The sequence below is a fragment of the Bradyrhizobium sp. genome (assembly GCF_049586575.1).
Classification (GTDB): Bacteria; Pseudomonadota; Alphaproteobacteria; order Rhizobiales; family Xanthobacteraceae; genus Bradyrhizobium.
Genome location: NZ_JBAVCF010000381.1, coordinates 1 through 16,309 on the forward strand (window position 1 = coordinate 1; position 16,309 = coordinate 16,309).

The 16,309-nt window shown below is 61.2% G+C and carries 11 protein-coding genes and 1 tRNA gene; 4 read left to right on the forward strand and 8 right to left on the reverse strand.

The annotated features are described in order from the left end of the window. Positions 1–629 precede the first annotated feature (629 nt). From WB528_RS15115 to WB528_RS15125, 3 genes are all read right to left on the reverse strand, one after another. A tRNA-Lys gene (locus tag WB528_RS15115) sits at positions 630–705 on the reverse strand. 136 nt (positions 706–841) lie between these two features. Beyond that, the gene (locus WB528_RS15120) at positions 842–3,517 is read right to left on the reverse strand and encodes a glycosyltransferase (RefSeq protein ID WP_423889222.1); all 2,676 of its coding nucleotides are present in this window, start codon (positions 3,515–3,517) and stop codon (positions 842–844) included. Positions 3,518–3,711: 194 nt separating this feature from the next. Continuing rightward, a complete protein-coding gene (locus WB528_RS15125) occupies positions 3,712–4,263 on the reverse strand; it encodes a beta-1-3, beta-1-6-glucan biosynthesis protein (protein WP_423889223.1) in 552 nt (183 codons plus the stop codon). A 266-nt stretch (positions 4,264–4,529) separates the two neighbouring features. Between WB528_RS15125 and WB528_RS15130 the strand changes: the two genes are divergently transcribed. Continuing rightward, positions 4,530–6,155 carry a beta-(1-6) glucans synthase gene (locus WB528_RS15130; protein WP_423889224.1) on the forward strand — a complete coding sequence of 542 codons (1,626 nt, stop codon included), beginning with the start codon at positions 4,530–4,532 and terminating at the stop codon, positions 6,153–6,155. Here the strand turns inward: WB528_RS15130 and WB528_RS15135 are convergent. Together WB528_RS15135 and WB528_RS15140 are read right to left on the reverse strand one after the other, a co-directional pair. After that, positions 6,115–6,495, reverse strand: coding sequence for a hypothetical protein (locus WB528_RS15135; protein WP_423889225.1), 381 nt, complete (start codon positions 6,493–6,495; stop codon positions 6,115–6,117). The two genes, WB528_RS15130 and WB528_RS15135, sit on opposite strands and share 41 nt — an antisense overlap. A gap of 149 nt (positions 6,496–6,644) precedes the next feature. Further along, the gene (locus tag WB528_RS15140; protein ID WP_423889226.1) at positions 6,645–8,114 is read right to left on the reverse strand and encodes a hypothetical protein; all 1,470 of its coding nucleotides are present in this window, start codon (positions 8,112–8,114) and stop codon (positions 6,645–6,647) included. 171 nt (positions 8,115–8,285) lie between these two features. Between WB528_RS15140 and glmU the strand changes: the two genes are divergently transcribed. From glmU to WB528_RS15155, 3 genes are all read left to right on the forward strand, one after another. Then, the gene (gene glmU / locus WB528_RS15145; protein WP_423889227.1) at positions 8,286–9,644 is read left to right on the forward strand and encodes a bifunctional UDP-N-acetylglucosamine diphosphorylase/glucosamine-1-phosphate N-acetyltransferase GlmU; all 1,359 of its coding nucleotides are present in this window, start codon (positions 8,286–8,288) and stop codon (positions 9,642–9,644) included. 135 nt (positions 9,645–9,779) lie between these two features. After that, positions 9,780–11,606, forward strand: coding sequence for a glutamine--fructose-6-phosphate transaminase (isomerizing) (glmS, locus tag WB528_RS15150; RefSeq protein ID WP_423889228.1), 1,827 nt, complete (start codon positions 9,780–9,782; stop codon positions 11,604–11,606). A gap of 325 nt (positions 11,607–11,931) precedes the next feature. After that, on the forward strand, positions 11,932–12,711 hold the full coding sequence (locus tag WB528_RS15155; protein WP_423889229.1) for a DUF502 domain-containing protein: 780 nt from the start codon (positions 11,932–11,934) through the stop codon (positions 12,709–12,711). A gap of 13 nt (positions 12,712–12,724) precedes the next feature. Here WB528_RS15155 and recG read toward each other — a convergent pair whose 3' ends face one another. The 3 genes from recG to WB528_RS15170 form a co-directional block, all read right to left on the reverse strand. Beyond that, positions 12,725–14,833: an ATP-dependent DNA helicase RecG gene (gene recG, locus WB528_RS15160; protein WP_423889230.1), complete on the reverse strand. Its 2,109-nt coding sequence runs from the start codon at positions 14,831–14,833 to the stop codon at positions 12,725–12,727. Positions 14,834–14,876: 43 nt separating this feature from the next. Then, positions 14,877–15,701: an IS5 family transposase gene (locus tag WB528_RS15165; protein ID WP_423889231.1), complete on the reverse strand. Its 825-nt coding sequence runs from the start codon at positions 15,699–15,701 to the stop codon at positions 14,877–14,879. A 188-nt stretch (positions 15,702–15,889) separates the two neighbouring features. After that, a partial coding sequence (locus tag WB528_RS15170; RefSeq protein WP_423889232.1) for an IS1595 family transposase occupies positions 15,890–16,309 on the reverse strand: 420 nt, incomplete at its 5' end.

Sequence of the window (16,309 nt, forward strand, 5' to 3'; positions counted from 1 at the left end):
CCGATAAGGGAAGCCGAACGCTCGGATCCTGGCTCTACCGGCTTGCGAAGGCGGCCGATCCCAGGGCGGCGATCATCGAGGCCCAGTTTTCCAATCTACGCTCGATATGCCGGGCGGCCCGAATGACACAGATGCTTAGGTAATTTGCTGTTTCATGGAAGAGCCCGCGTTGTGTATGGGCCGAGTAGCCGGGCGCCGCCCTTTTTTACCTACCCCAGAGAGCGAACGCTCGGCTACTTCGATACGACACCGCCACAGCCCCCGGTGTTGCCCACACTAGTCACGGCTGGTCGCTGGTGAGGAGTCCTAAGATCAGTTGCTGACCTAGGAAGATGTGGCCTGTTGCGGAGAAGACACAAAGCGATGCAGGACTCGCCCATGCGCTAGCGCCGATAGGCCAGAACAACGCAGCCATCAAACCAAACACGCGCCGGCGGGCTTCCTAGAGTCGGGGAGAGCCTATCGCCGGTTCGCGGATCTCCGCCTTGGCATCGTCGGCGCCGGCGAAATCCCAATCTTCTTGGTCCTGACATAGCACCCGCTCCGAGTGCGTAACGCGTTTGCCAATACAGTGCCCACACGAGGGTTTTTCGATCTGCTGGAAGATTTGTCTAAGTGATTGGTTTACTTGGTGAGCGCGCTGGGGATCGAACCCAGGACCCCGTGATTAAAAGTCACGTGCTCTACCATCTGAGCTACGCGCTCGCTCAAGGCCGCTGTGTAGGGGGCGGACGGGTGTGGGTCAATAGCATGGCGCGCGCCCGGCCGATCGGACCAATCGCCGAATTTCAGCAGTACGGCGAGGCTCAGGCAATGCCGCTCACGCGACAGGTGCTTGCCATCAACTGGCTTCGGGACGGACTTCGCTCGCGACCGGCTGCGAGGGGCCGGCAACCGTCGGCATCGCAACCGGCCGCAAGCCGATCAGCTCGGCGCTGCGGACGCCGGTGTCGTGCCAGAACTTGAACGAGTTGATGCGCGAGCTCTCGAGAACGGCGATCGCTACCGCCGAGAGAAACGGCAGGCTTTCGAGCACCAGCACGCCGGCAAAGATATAGATCTCGCGGATCTGCTTGGAATTGTTGGTGACCACCAGCACGGCCGCACCCACCAGCAATAAGACGCCGATCACGGCTTCCCAGAATGCCTGGAACTCGATCGACATCCGCGACAGGCCGCCCTTGGAGGTGCGAGCGAATGGCAGATGCTCGGTAATCAGCCCATTGGCGACCGCGCGCGACACCGTCCATTGCACCGACATCGCGGCGATCATGGCGCCCAGCATCTGTCCCCATTTCACCGGCACCCGCAGGCGGTAGAGGATGAGGAAGTGCAGCAGGGTGACGACGAAGGCTGCGATGATCGGCAGCGTCAGAATCTTGTCGGGACTGGCGATGTCGGCAAAGGCAACGATCGGCACCCAGATCAGATTGAGGATCGCGACCACGACGCCGAGCGTTTCCGCACCAAGCCAGTTCAACCAGCCCAGCAAAAATTCGCGCTTCTGGTCGGGCGTCAGGCGGCTCGCGTTGGGCAAGAATCGGCGCCAGTGCTTCTTCACGATCTGGAAGCCGCCATAGGCCCAGCGATGGCGTTGCTTCTTGAAGGCTTCATAAGTGTCCGGCAACAGACCCTGGCCGTAGCGATGGTTGGTGTAGTGGGTGAGCCAGCCGAGTTCCTGGATTGCCAGCCCCAGATCAGTGTCCTCGCAGATCGTGTCGCTCGACCAGCCGCCCGCCATGTCCATCGCCGCACGGCGGATCAGGCACATCGTGCCATGCACGATGATGGCGTTCGCTTCATTGCGCTGAACCATGCCGATATCGAAAAAGCCGGCATATTCGCCGTTCATGATGTAGTGCATCAGCGAACGGTCGCCGTCGCGGTGCTCCTGCGGCGCCTGCACGAGGCCGACACGCGGATCGGCGAATACCGGCACCATATCCTTCAGCCAGTCCGGACCGACGACATAGTCCGCATCGATGATGCCGATGATCTCCGCATCTGCTGCCGTACGCTCCATGGCGATGCGCAAGGCGCCCGCCTTGAATCCCTGCACCTTCTCGGCGTTGATGAACTTGAAACGCTCGCCGAGCGCGCGGCAATGGTCCTGGATCGGTTGCCAGAACGCGGGATCGGGCGTGTTGTTGATGATTACCACGCATTCGAAATTCGGATAGTCGAGCCGGGCAACCGCGTCGAGCGTCGCCTTGAGCATCTCCGGCGGTTCGAAATAAGCGGGAACATGGATCGAGACCTTGGGAAAGCTGACGCTGTCGCCGATGGTCGCCGGTACGGTCGGGGCGCCCTTGCCAATCAGCCGTCGCGGCTTTTGGCCAAAGGCAACGGCTGCAATTTCCTCTATTCGCGCCATCGCGATCAGCACCAGCGGCACCAGCAGCGTCAGGCCGAGCATCAGGGCGAATGCCGAGCCGAACACGAAATAGTGCTCAGTCCAATAGGCGAACACCGTCGCCCCCCACGCGCCGACGCCATTGGCCGCGGCCGATAGCGTCAGTGCCTGCAAAACGGTCGGCTGCGCCAGCCGCAAGATCGGCAACGACATCAGGATGCCGACGAGTACCGCGATGGTGGCAAGCTTCCAGTAGTCCGGGTTGACGATCGGGCCGGTCCAGCTGAATTTCGGTTCGCGCGCGGCGTTCAGGATTCCCCAATAGGGACCGACGCCGCCTTCAAAAAACTTCCACGGCTGATCGACCGCCTCGACGATGTTGTAATCGATGCCGATGGCTTCGGCGCGCGTCACGAAGTTGCGAAGCACTGTTGCTTGCGCAATGCGATCCGGGAAGGCTTTGCCCAGATTGTAACCGGCGCTCGGCCAGCCGAACTCCGCGACCATGATACGCTTGCCCGGAAACTGGTTGCGGAGGAACTGGTAGCGGTCGATGGCTTGGTCGACTGCCTCGGCCGACGAATGGCGCTCCCAGTAAGGCAGCACGTGCGCGGCGATGAAGTCGGCGGAGTAGGCAAGCTCCGGATGTTCGCTCCAGATGCTGTAGATTTCCCCGGTGCTGACCGGCACATTGACGGCTGACTTCACCTGCTTGATCAGTTTGATGAGATCTTCGACTTTTTGCTCGCCGCGGAAAATGGTTTCGTTGCCAACGATGATGCCGATAACATTGCTGTTACGGCGGGCGAGATTGATGGCGGCTTCGATTTCCCGGCTGTTGCGGCTGTCATCTTTGCCGATCCAGGCGCCGACCATGACCTTTATGCCGAACTCGGCAGCGATCGCGGGCACCAGCTCACTACCTTCCGTAGAGGTATAGAGACGAACAGCCCGTGCGATCGTGGAGAATTTCTTCAGGTCAGCGCGGATCTTTTCGGAATCGGCAGCGGGGTCGGCCTCGGTATGACCGGGCTCAAAGGGCGTGTAGGAAACGCTCGGCAAGATGCCCCGGAAGTCAGGCGCCCGCTGTTTTTCCTCGAGGAGACCCCAAAGCCCCGCATGGGCGGCAGCAACCAACAACAAAACGGCGACGACGGCGCGCATCGCAACTAACCATAGGGGGCCTGCAACAGAAGAACGCGAACCCGTCCCCAAGGTTCGGCCGACACGGGAGCGATTCTGAGGATAATCCTGCCACGCGATTTAACAACCGGTATGCATGGCGTTTTAAGGGCGCAACGTCGCAAAGAAGGCTTGGCTCTGCCAAAATTCGTCCGGCTCGCGGGGTCGCGCGCAGACTATTTCGTGGCGGGCGTCGTCGTCGGAGCGGCGGGAGCCGATGCACCGTTGCCGGCCGTGGCGGGGGCAGGGGCGGGAGCCGTGGCTACCTGGGGCTGGGCGTTCGGATTGATCCAGCAGGCGTGGACGCGGTCGTCCAGGCTCTTTTGCGCCTTGTCGTCGATCTGGGCGCCAAATCGGGTCAGGCAGCGGAAGGCCGCCTGCACATGGCCGCCCGGACAGCCGAAACGGTCGTACAGGTCCAGGTGACGAAAAGCGGTATCGAGGTCATCGCGCCACATCAGGCGGACGACGCGGCGACCGAGCCAGACACATTCCGGGTTGCCGGCGGGGCCGCTAATGGCCTGGGCGGCTTCGGCGAATTCGTCCGTCTTGCGCTGGTTTTCCTTGGCGGCCTCAGCCGCCCCCGCGGCGGCTTTGCCGGCCTGATCCGGGTTCGCCGGCGCCCCGCTCTGGGCCAGCGCGCTGCCCAAACCGAGCATCAGGGCCAATCCGGGAACAACGAAATACCGCAAAACCGCAAATCGCCCCTGAAACAACCGCTGACGCATAAATTCCCCGAATTGGTTCCAGCCGAAGTCTTGCCTGAAGTCCTGTCGGATACGTTCCGGCCCACAAATGCTTGCCGCCGAAATGGGTCTCCAATGCGGCGAGCAACTGCGATGGAATCCCATGACGGAGATTTTGGATTTTGTCCAGCAAACACACAACTTTGTCGCATCTTGGTAAAGCCCACCGGGGAAAGAGCACGGACTCGCCGGGTCCCGCTCTTGGCAGACGGCCTGCGACCGGTTAATCGACCATCCTGGTCGAAAGGATGGAACCGATTACTTTTCGAACGCCGCTGGCTCTGCTTTTACTGTCTCTCGGTTCGATTGCCGCGGCGTGGTTGTGGCTCGCCACGCCGATCTCGCTGTCGCGCGCGCCGATCGATCCCAACGCCAAGTTGATGTGCGTTTCCTACGCACCTTTTCGCGGTGAGCAGACACCGTTGTCGCCGACGACCTATGTTTCGGCAGAACAGATTTCCGCAGACCTCTCTCAGTTGGCCAAAATCTCCAATTGCGTCCGAACCTATTCGATCGAAAACGGACTCGACCAGGTACCTGAACTCGCAGCCAAAGCCGGGCTGAAGGTCATTCAGGGAATCTGGCTGACCAGTAACCGCCAGAAGAATGCGGTTCAGATCGCGACTGGTATACGGCTCGCCAAGGAGTATCCTTCAACCGTCACAGCGCTCGTGGTTGGGAACGAAGTGCTGCTGCGCGGGGAAATGACCCAGTCTGATCTCGCGGCCACGATCCGTTCAGTCAAGGCGCAAGTCACCGTTCCCGTCACCTATGCCGACGTCTGGGAATTCTGGCTGCGGTATCGCGAGATCTACGAAGCGGTCGATTTCATCACCATTCACATCCTTCCGTATTGGGAGGATTTTCCGATCCGCGCGAAATATGCCGCCGCCCATGTCTCGGCGATCCGGCATCGGATGGAAGTGGCTTTTCCGGGCAAGGAAATCCTGGTCGGCGAGACCGGCTGGCCAAGCGCAGGGCGCATGCGCGATGCGGCGTTGCCATCACGCACCAACCAGGCGCGCGTTGTTTCGGAAATTCTCGATCTCGCCAAGCGCGAAAACTTTCGCGTCAACCTGATCGAGGCCTACGACCAGCCGTGGAAGCGCCAGCTTGAAGGGACCGTCGGTGGTTATTGGGGCCTGTTTGATTCTGTCCACAGGGCGCTGAAATATCCGCCGGGGATTGCAATCAGCAATTATCCTCGTTGGAAGATGCACATGGCCGGCGGCATCGCGTTTGCGTTCCTTGTGTTTGCCGTGGCCTGGCTCACATTGCGGCGCCGGCCCTGGACGCCCCGGCTCGCCGCGTGGATTGCGGTCGGCATTTCGGCCACCACGGCCGGAGCCTTGCTGGGGATCGCGGTCGACAAGATGCTCTACGAAAGCTATGGCCTCGGCGGCTGGCTGCTTTGGGGCTTTCTGCTCGCCGCCGGCATCGCTTCGCCGCTATTCGGCGCCCACGCTTTGATGTCCGGTCGCAGCTTGCCGACCTTCCTGGAGCTGCTTGGCCCGTCCGACTATCGCGACAGGTCGTGGACCGCGGTGATCCTGGGCCTGGTTCTGGCCGTGGCCACGGTGATCGGCGCCGCCACCGCGCTCGGCCTCGTGTTCGATCCTCGCTACAAGGATTTCCCCTTTGCGGCGCTGACCATGGCGGTCGTGCCGTTCGCCGCGCTGTCCCTAATCAATCGGCCAAAAGCAGGCTTTCGTCCTGTCGCCGAGGCGGTGTTTGCTGCGTTGCTGGTGATGGCTGCCGTTTATGCCGGCTGCAACGAAGGATCGGAGAACTGGCAGTCGCTATGGACTTGCGGGATTTATGTCCTGCTCGCCGCTACGCTGTGGCGGGCGCGGGCCGCGCAAATCCCAGAATAAGCAGGCCGATCGCGAGTCCCGACAGGACAACATTGTAAAGCACGACGCCGAGACCGGCGGCGATCAGGCCGAGCGTGAGCAACACGATCGACGGCCGGATCACATGGAGTGCGGCGATGACAACGGCGACAGTTCCGAAAACCGAATTGCGAAACAGAGTCGTTGCCAGCGCGCGGGATTTGCAGAGCAGGGTTTGAAGGCCGGCATCGCAGGCGAGCGATGTGCTCGAAAGCTCGATCGCCATGTAACGAACGTAGATCGCATAGCCGACGGTGAGGAAACCCACGACCAGCAGCCACTGCACCTGATAGGGGGTGAGGCGGAACGGGGCTTTCTTCATGGGCAAATCCTTGGAGGGGCGAAGGCCGATTTGCCGCTTTTGGTTCGACCGCGCAAGGCCAATCTGGTGCGCATCGGACGAACTTCTTGAAAGCGCATCAAGAAGAGGCGTTAACCGGCTCAAATAACGAGTTTTTCGCCCCGACTGCGCTAACGCTTGCCAAAGATCAAGGACAGCGTCGAGGGCTCAGGTTTTGAAGGAGGAGGGTCATCCTCCTTCGGAAGATGCTTTGGCACGTAGCGGTGGTGATAAGACAGCTTTGGTGCCGGTTCAGGTTTGGAGTCGGTGGCAGGTTTGGTCTCGGAAGCCGTTTTGGTGTCGGCTTTGGCCTGCTCGTCGGCATTCACGACCAGCCGCTGGCCTTCAAACACCGTGGTGTTGCAGCCTCGATCGTTCACCGTCAAAGAGGCGCAGATTTTCGCCGCCGCCGCCGCATCGCTGATCGGTCCGGCCACCAGCCGTAACTGCATGCCCAAGCCGTTGTTGTTTTCCTTGATCACGATGATGGGGCGCAGCTTCGTCAGGGCGCCATTCGACCTTGACCTGAGAAGTCCGCGCCAAAGTGCGCGCAATCCGGGGACTGAATTGGCGCCGCCGACATCGACGCCGAATTCAGTGCGCTGAACCGTCGGGGCCGGGACTACCGGTGCCGGCTCGGATTCCGTTTCTTCAGAGACCTTTGGGGCGACAGCAGCGATTTCGGGCATTGGAGCTGACGTCACCGTCTTGGGCGGCTTGACCGGTTCGATCAGCTTGCCCGCCGCGGGATCCGGCGGACCCATCATCGATTTTGAAGCCATCGGGGAGCCCGACGGTTCGACCGGCAGGGACGACTGCGCCGCTGCCGATTTCGCAGCGGGGGCGGGACTCGGTTCGGACGGGATGGCGGCTGTGACTTGAACGGCCGTTGTGACTTGAGAGGCCTGCTTGTCCCTCTTATCCGCGACCTTGTCCTTTTTATCCGCAACTTTGTCCGGCTTGTCCGCGCTCGCGGAGGCGGTTGCAGCTACCGGCGCCACCACGGGAGCCGCCGGTATGGGTTTGGCGGCGGCGGGGGGCGGGTCAACCGATGCGGTAACGGCCGGGGGCGTTGACGCGGTCGAAGCCGGCGGCGGGGAGGGAGCTGACGCCTGCTGCGATGGGGCGGATGGGTTAACCGGCGGAGCCGCGCTTGCACCGGCTTGCTGGCCTGTACCGGTGGGACTTGTGCTCGCTTGCGGCGCCGGCGCCGGAGCTTGTCGCGCGATCGCGCCGGTCACGGAATCGAGCCCCTGCTCAAGGACGGCAACCCTGGAGTAGAGCCGGTCGCGATCGCTGTTGAGGGTGTCGATGGCTGAGGCCAGTCGCCGGGTCTCGTTCTGGCTTTCCCTGGCGGCGAACTGAATCTGCTGCGCCTGCTTGATCAGGTCAGCCGACGCGCTTTGTTCTCGCCGCAGACCGATCGAAGACTGATTGGTGACAAGGGCCAAAACGACAGCGCCGACGGAGAGAGCCGCCCAGGTTCCAAGCCGCCAGAGGGTGCGGCGGTCAAATTCGTCTTCCTCGGCGAGCAAGCCGGATAGCCCGCCGCTATCATCGGGCTCGAGGCCGCCGCGCCGCCTGTCGGAATCCTTCGCCATGAGATGTCTTCGGCCCCCCTGAAGCCCCAACCGAATCAATCGGTAAACATTAACAGGAAATCGGCCGCCATCTCCCGTCCCCGACAGTGAGTCCCGGCGAATCCGGTTTCCATCGGGGACGAAAACGCTCTATGAGGGCGGCAAGGTACAGGGACATCCAAGGGAATCTCGATGAGCGGCAGGACCAGCCTGACCATCGTGCTAGCAGCCGGTGAGGGAACGCGGATGCGTTCGTCCTTGCCGAAGGTCCTGCACCCGGTCGCCGGCCAATCACTGTTGGCGCACGTATTGTCGGCCGCACCCGCGGGCGCGGGCACCTCGCTTGCGGTGGTGGTCGGGCCCGATCATCAGTTAGTTGCTGACGAGGCCCGGCGATATCGGCGCGACGCCGAGACGTTCGTTCAGCGTGACCGCAAGGGCACCGCGCACGCCGTGCTTTCGGCGCGCGAGCCCCTGGCGCGGGGGGCGGACGACCTGATTGTCGCCTTTGGCGATACGCCGCTGATTTCGGCCGCCACGTTTGCGCGGCTACGCGCGGCCTTGAAGCAGGGCGCAGAGCTTGCCGTGCTCGGCTTTCGCGCCGCTGACCCGACCGGCTATGGACGGTTGTTGGTCGAGGGCGGCCGCCTGATGGCCATCCGCGAGCAGGCCGATGCGAGCGCGGCCGAGCGCGAAGTCACGCTCTGCAATGCCGGCGTCATGGCTTTTGATGGCCGCAAAGCGCTTTCGATACTTGAGAAGATCGGTAATGCGAACAGCAAGGGCGAGTATTATCTGACCGACGCAGTTGCCATCGTTCGGGACCTGGGATTGGAGGCTGTCGTGATCGAAACCAGCGAGGATGAAGTGCGTGGCATCAATACCAAGGCGCAGCTCGCCGAAGCGGAGAACGTGATGCAGGCGCGCTTGCGCAAGGCCGCGCTTGATGCCGGGGTAACCCTGGTCGCGCCCGAGACGGTCTATCTGGCCGCCGACACCACCTTTGGCAAGGATGTGACCATCGAGCCGTTCGTCGTCATCGGTCCCGGCGTTTCCATCGCCGACGGGGCCGTCATTCACTCGTTTTCCCATGTCGTTCAGACCTCGATCGGCAAGAAGGCTTCGGTCGGGCCGTATGCGCGGCTGCGTCCGGGGACTTCGCTCGGCGATGGCGTGCGAATTGGCAACTTCGTGGAGACAAAAGCCGCAACGCTTGAGGCCGGCGTCAAGGTCAATCATCTGAGCTATGTCGGCGACGCTCATGTCGGAGCAAACGCCAATCTCGGTGCGGGCACCATCACGTGTAACTATGACGGTTTCAGCAAGCACAAGACCGAGATCGGTGAAGGCGCGTTCGTAGGCACCAATTCGTCGCTGGTGGCGCCTGTAAAAATAGGTAAAGGCGCCTATATCGGCTCAGGTTCGGTGATCACCCGCGACGTGCCCGACGACGCCATGGCGGTTGAGCGCAGCCAGCAAACCAACCGCGAGGACGGAGCCAAGCGCTATCGCGAGATCAAGACCCGCGCCAAGGCGCCGAAAGCTGATTAGGGCGATCTGTTAAGGCTTCCACTTAACGCTGTCTCAATCTAGCGCTGTCTCAATCGGCAATAATTATTGAGTATCTTGGCGCGGCCGAACTTCGTTAAGAGAGGCCGGGCTTTCCATCGGGGGTTAACAAACCGCATGTGCGGCATTATCGGCATTCTCGGGCGTGGACCTGTCGCCGAGCAATTGGTGGACTCGCTCAAACGTCTCGAATATCGCGGTTATGATTCCGCTGGCGTCGCGACGCTGGAAGGCGATCGCCTCGAACGCCGCCGTGCCGAAGGCAAGCTCAAAAATCTCGAAGCCCGACTGAAGGACGCTCCGCTCAAAGGCCATACCGGAATCGGCCATACGCGCTGGGCGACCCACGGCAAGCCGACCGAAAACAACGCCCATCCGCACGCCACCGAAGGCGTCGCCGTCGTCCATAACGGAATCATCGAAAACTTTCGCGAGTTGCGCGAGGCGCTGGAGAAAAAAGGCACGATCTTCAAGACCGAGACCGACACCGAAATTGTTCTTCATTTAGTCGATGACCAACTCAAAAAGGGCGTCAAACCGATCGAAGCGGTGAAGACGACGCTGAAGCAGCTTCGCGGAGCGTTCGCGCTGGCTTTTATTTTTGCTGGCGACCAAAACTTGATGATCGGCGCTCGCAATGGACCACCGCTGGCGGTCGGCTACGGCGACGGTGAGATGTTCTTGGGTTCGGATGCGATCGCGCTCGGCCCTTTCACCGACACCATTGCCTATCTGGAAGATGGTGATTGGGTTGTTTTGACGCGGGCCAGCGCCACGATCTACGACAAGGAAGACAAGCTGGTCCATCGCGAAGCGCACAAGCACAGTGCCGCGACCTCGCTGGTCGACAAGGCCAATTATCGCCACTTCATGGCCAAGGAAATCCACGAACAGCCGGAGGTCGTCGGCCACACGCTCGCGCGTTACGTCGATATGGCGACCGACCGGGTGTCGCTGCCGCTAAGCCTGCCGTTCGACTTCCAGAATATTCAGCGTATATCGATCACCGCCTGCGGCACGGCGAGCTATGCCGGCTATATTGCCAAATACTGGTTCGAGCGGCTGGCACGCGTCCCCGTCGAGCTCGATGTCGCGTCGGAATTCCGTTACCGCGAGCCGCCCGTGAACAAGGGCGATCTTGCGATCTTCATTTCGCAATCGGGCGAGACCGCCGATACGCTGGCGGCGCTGCGTTACGCGAAATCGCAAGGTTTGCACACGCTCTCTGTCGTCAACGTGCCGACCTCGACCATTGCGCGCGAAAGCGAAACGGTACTGCCGACGCTCGCGGGTCCTGAAATCGGCGTGGCCTCGACCAAAGCCTTCACCTGTCAGCTGATGGTACTGGCCGCGCTTGCGGTTGCCGCCGGCAAGGCGCGCGGCGTGCTCTCCGATGCCGACGAAACCAAGCTCGTGCACGGTCTCGTTGAGATTCCGCGGCTGATGGCGGCGGCGCTCGCGACCGAACCGCAGCTCGAACGGCTCGCGCGGGATATTTCGAAATCGACCGACGTGCTCTACCTCGGCCGGGGCACCAGCTATCCGTTGGCGCTGGAGGGCGCTCTGAAGCTCAAGGAAATTTCCTACATCCATGCGGAGGGGTATGCGGCCGGCGAACTCAAGCACGGGCCGATTGCCTTGATCGACGAGAAGATGCCGGTCGTGGTGATCGCGCCTTACGACCATGTATTCGAGAAGACCGTCTCCAACATGCAGGAAGTGGCGGCGCGCGGTGGACAGATTATCCTGATGACGGACGCCAAGGGCGCGGCGGAAGCGACCATCGAGTCGTTGGTCACGATCGTGCTGCCGGATATGGGGGCGATTTTCGCCTCCATGGTTTATGCCATTCCGGTGCAGTTGCTGGCCTACCATACCGCCGTGGTCATGGGCACCGACGTCGATCAGCCACGAAACCTGGCCAAATCGGTAACCGTCGAATAAGGCCTTGCCCGGGTTAACCTTAGTGCGGCGGATTTGACATTCGCTTCGGGTCGCATCGCGGTCCGTTTAGCGAATGTCGGGACGCCAGGGGTCTTCAAAAGTCTGCTAGGATGGCTTAGCTGGCATAGTCTGACCGCCCGCTAACGGTCCGATTCTTACATTCGCATCCCATCTCAGCGGGCAACTTTGCGAATGTTAGAATCTTAGGACCGCTAGCAAGTATTAGATTTCAGTGGAGTTTTGGATTTGACATTCGCTTTGCGAGCGAGCGGCTAGCTGGATAGCGAATATCAAATCCACTCCACTGGACCACCCTGGAACCCCAATGAACCGCGACGATTTGACCCCGCCTGTGCCGCCGGCCGAAACCTCGCCGGAAGTCCATAGCGGCTTTGTGGCCCGCTTCCGCAACTACTTCCTCACGGGCCTCATCGTCGCCGGTCCGATTGCGATCACCTTCTACCTGACCTGGTGGTTCGTCACCTGGGTCGACGGGTTGGTGCGGCCGTTCGTGCCGATCGCCTACCGGCCGGAGACTTATTTACCGTTCGGCCTGCCGGGATCAGGCCTGATCGTCGCCGTGATTGCGCTGACGCTGCTCGGCTTTCTGACCGCCAACCTGATCGGACGCACGCTTGTCGATCTCGGCGAGCGGCTATTGGGGCGCATGCCGGTGGTTCGTGCGATCTACCGCAGCCTCAAACAGGTATTCGAGACGTTGTTTTCGGGCAAGGGATCCAGCTTCCGCCACGTCGGCCTTGTCGAATTTCCTTCGCCCGGCATGTGGTCGATCGTGCTGATCTCGCAAGCGCCCAGCGAAGAGATCGCCGAAAGTATTCCCGGCCAGGAAGAGCATATCTCGGTCTTTCTGCCCTGCGCACCGAACCCGACCACGGGGTTCTTCTTCTACGTGCCCAAGAGCAAGGTCATCGAGGTCGAGATGAGTACCGAAGATGCCGCCACGCTGATCATGTCCTGTGGCGTGGTTCAGCCCGGCATCGGCTCCGACCCGCAGAAGAAAATGGCTTCGCTCGCCAGCATGGCGAATGCGGCGCGGGCCGCCAATTCATCGACGTTGTTGCCGGAGCCCGCAAAAGTCGAGTGACAGGTCGCTCAGCTCATCCCGCGCCCATCAGCGGGATAGCTTCGCCGCGTTCGTACAGGTAGAGCAGGCAGCGCAAGGCTTCGCCGCGCGAACCTGCTAACCTGGGATTTTCCTTCATGATCCGCAGCGCCTCGTCGCGGGCCTGCGCGATCAGTTGGCCGTGAGCCTCAGGCCGCGCAATCCTGTAACCAGGCAGGCCGCTTTGCCGCACGCCCAACACGTCACCTTCGCCGCGCAACTTCAGATCTTCCTCCGCGATGCGAAAGCCGTCGGTGGTCTCCCGGATCACCTTCAGCCGTGCTTTTGACATTTCGCCGAGTGGCTCCCGGTAGAGAAGGAGGCAGGTCGAGGATTCCGAGCCGCGGCCGATCCGGCCGCGCAACTGGTGCAACTGGGCGAGCCCGAAGCGCTCGGCATTCTCGATCACCATGATGCTGGCGGCGGGCACATCGACGCCGACCTCGACTACTGTGGTCGCGACCAGGAGGCCGACTTCGTGCGCGGCGAACTGCGCCATCACGCGATCCTTCTCAGTGCCCTTCATCTGACCGTGCACGAGGCCGACTTGATCGCCGAAGCGCTTTTGCAGGCTTTCGAAGCGTTCGGTCGCGTTGGTGAGATGGCCGGTGCCCTCGGCCTCGGATTCTTGGACCAGTGGACAAATCCAGTAAACCAGCTTGCCCGCGCTCAAGGCACGGCCGACTGCGTCGGTCACCTCGTCAAGACGGCTCATCGGCACCGCGCGTGTGTCGATTGGTTGCCGGCCGGCCGGCTTCTCACGCAACTCAGAGACATCCATGTCGCCGAAATAAGTCAACACCAGCGTTCGCGGGATGGGCGTTGCACTCAATACCAGCACATCGACCGCTTCGCCTTTGTCGGTCAGCGCGAGGCGCTCGCGAACGCCAAACCGATGCTGTTCGTCGACGACGGCAAGCGCCAGTGACTTGAAAATCACGTCGTCCTGAATGAGCGCGTGAGTGCCGACCAGAAAATCGATTTCGCCGGCTTCCAGCCGCGCCAGGATGTCCCGGCGTTCCTTGCCCTTCTCGCGGCCGGTGAGAATGGCAACGCTCATGCCGGCACGTTCGGCAAGCGGCGTGATGGTCTTGATATGCTGACGCGCGAGGATTTCGGTCGGCGCCATCAACGCGGCCTGTTTGCCTACCTCGGTGACAGCCGCGGCAGCCAGAAGTGCCACGACGGTTTTGCCGGAACCGACATCACCTTGCAGGAGGCGCAGCATGCGGACGGGATGCCGCAGGTCGTCGGCGATGGCCGCCGCCGCTTCGCGTTGCGAGGAAGTCAGGGCATAGGGCAGCGCGTCGATGACCGTCTTGCGCAAATGACCATCGCCCGCATGGCGATCGCCGGCGGGACGTCGCAATTGTGAGCGCACCAGAGCGAGCGCCAGTTGCCCCGCTAGCAGTTCGTCAAAAGCCAAGCGCGACCAAAACGGCCGATCAGGCAGGATATCGGTCAATTCGAGCGGGATATGGACGCGGTTCAGCGCTTCCCTGATTGGCGGGAAATGGCAGCGGCGCACCACCTCCGGGCTGATCCATTCGGGCAGAGCAGGCAGCTTCTGGAGCGCCTGCGCGACCGCCCGGCGCAGCGAGCCCAGCGCCAATCCTTCCGTGAGAGGATAAACCGGATCGATCCCGGACAACTTGGCAAAGCCGGCTTCATCGACGACGCGATCCGGATGCACGATCTGCGGGACGCCGTCGAACATCTGCAACGTGCCGGAGACGTAGCGCTTCGAGCCGACCGGCAGCAACTTCTCGATATAATCGGCCTTGGCGCGGAAATAGGTCAGAACGACGTCGCCGGTATCGTCACTGGCATAGACCAGATACGGCGCGCGGGCGTTGCGGGGTGGCGACGGCCGATGGCGATCGACCGTCACTTCCAGCGTGACGACTGTCCCGGGAACCGCATCGCGGATTTTCGGCCGGGCGCGCCGATCGATCACGCTTGAGGGTAAATGCAGCAACAAATCGATCAGCCGCGGCGTTTCCTCGCAGCCAAGCAGGTAGCGAAACAGCTTGTCCTGCTTCGGGCCGACGCCCGGAAGGCTCGTGACCGGCGCAAACAGTGGATTGAGCAGAGCAGGGCGCATCAGCGGAACCTAAGTGTCCGACTCATAATGATTTCATTTGATTTCAAGCTCTTGCGAGGCGCCGCGTGAGGGTTCGGATGTGGGCGACGAGCGCCCATGCGACTGCGCTGGCGATGGTCGCTTCGAAATCTTTTGCCAGTCTACGACAGCGACCAAGCCATGCGAAAGTACGTTCGACAACCCATCTGCGTGGCAGAACTTCGAAGCCCTGCGCCGTGTCGGATCGTTTGATAATCTCTATCGTCCATTTGCCGATGCGCTTTAAGGCCGTGCGCAGTTTCTCTCCGGCATAGCCACCATCGGCGAATATGTGGCGTAGCCAGGGATAGCGCGAGCGGATCGCAGCAAGGACGCACGGTGCGCCATCGCGGTCCTGAATGTTGGCTTCGTGCACGACGAGCCCGACCAGGTTGCCTTCGGTGTCGGTGACGATGTGGCGCTTGCGGCCCTTGATTTTCTTTCCTGCATCATAGCCCCGTGGACCACCGCTTTCCGTGGTTTTTACCGACTGGCTGTCAATCACTCCGGCCGTCGGGCTCGCTTCTCGGCCGGCCGCCTCGCGCGACGCCATCACGAGGGTGTAGTTGAGCGAGGCAAAGATTCCGCCGCGCGACCAGGCGTAGAAATAACCCTGCACCGTCGAGTAGGGTGGGAAGTCCTTGGGCAACTGCCGCCATTGGCAACCGGTGGACGCAATGTAGAGGATCGCATCTATCACCGTTCGCATGTCTGTCGCACGCGGACGCCCGCGGGCCGATGCAGGCGGCAGAAGTGGCTCCATCACAAACCACTCTGCATCAGTCGTGTCGCTTCCATATCGCAAGCCCTCGCGCCTATAATGTCGGCGAGTGATTTCAGTCCAGGCCATCGTGCTCTCCCTCGAATCTTTGCAAATCCGAAGGAATCACAACTCGCTGAAATCACTCAGCTTCTTTTTCGGTCCGGCTCTAAGAGACAGTTCTACGAACTGCTCCACCAATCTCGAATCGCCAAGGCTGGAGGCCGTCCCGATTACCGTAGGGTCCTCTCCATCCTCTAGGCGAGGTTTTGCGATTGTCATCCTTTGCTCCTTCGCCAACGCAGAAAGGCTTTTGCCTTCTGCTTAGAGGTGCGCGGCTTTGTCAGCAGGACGATACGTGAGACGTTTGCCCTCGATACCAAAGAGAGCTTTTGCCGCACGTTCCCATCGCTTACGCCAAGCTTGGCGCGGTTGTTGTAACGGAAATCAAATTCAGCCAGATAACGCTTCAAATGGGCTTCGCTGGCGTGGTGATACACGCCGTTAATCCCACGCTTTAGCGTCGCGAAGTAGCTCTCAACCGTGTTGCTATGAGCATCACCACGCACGTATTCGTCAGCGCCATGATCGACCATTTCATGGCGCTCAAATTCTTTGCCGACGCCCATGTAGCCGCCTGCCGTATCGGTCATCAGTGTGGACTTACGGCTAACGTGAGTGACGACCAAGTATATAAT

What these genes read in the sequence shown, in the direction of transcription:
- WB528_RS15120 (WP_423889222.1), bottom strand. Translation starts at nt 3,517, where the DNA reads ATGCGCGCCGTCGTCGCCGTTTTGTTGTTGGTTGCTGCCGCCCATGCG.
- glmS (WP_423889228.1), top strand. Translation starts at nt 9,780, where the DNA reads ATGTGCGGCATTATCGGCATTCTCGGGCGTGGACCTGTCGCCGAGCAA.
- WB528_RS15125 (WP_423889223.1), bottom strand. Translation starts at nt 4,263, where the DNA reads ATGCGTCAGCGGTTGTTTCAGGGGCGATTTGCGGTTTTGCGGTATTTC.
- WB528_RS15155 (WP_423889229.1), top strand. Translation starts at nt 11,932, where the DNA reads ATGAACCGCGACGATTTGACCCCGCCTGTGCCGCCGGCCGAAACCTCG.
- WB528_RS15140 (WP_423889226.1), bottom strand. Translation starts at nt 8,114, where the DNA reads ATGGCGAAGGATTCCGACAGGCGGCGCGGCGGCCTCGAGCCCGATGAT.
- WB528_RS15130 (WP_423889224.1), top strand. Translation starts at nt 4,530, where the DNA reads ATGGAACCGATTACTTTTCGAACGCCGCTGGCTCTGCTTTTACTGTCT.
- recG (WP_423889230.1), bottom strand. Translation starts at nt 14,833, where the DNA reads ATGCGCCCTGCTCTGCTCAATCCACTGTTTGCGCCGGTCACGAGCCTT.
- glmU (WP_423889227.1), top strand. Translation starts at nt 8,286, where the DNA reads ATGAGCGGCAGGACCAGCCTGACCATCGTGCTAGCAGCCGGTGAGGGA.
- WB528_RS15135 (WP_423889225.1), bottom strand. Translation starts at nt 6,495, where the DNA reads ATGAAGAAAGCCCCGTTCCGCCTCACCCCCTATCAGGTGCAGTGGCTG.
- WB528_RS15165 (WP_423889231.1), bottom strand. Translation starts at nt 15,701, where the DNA reads ATGGCCTGGACTGAAATCACTCGCCGACATTATAGGCGCGAGGGCTTG.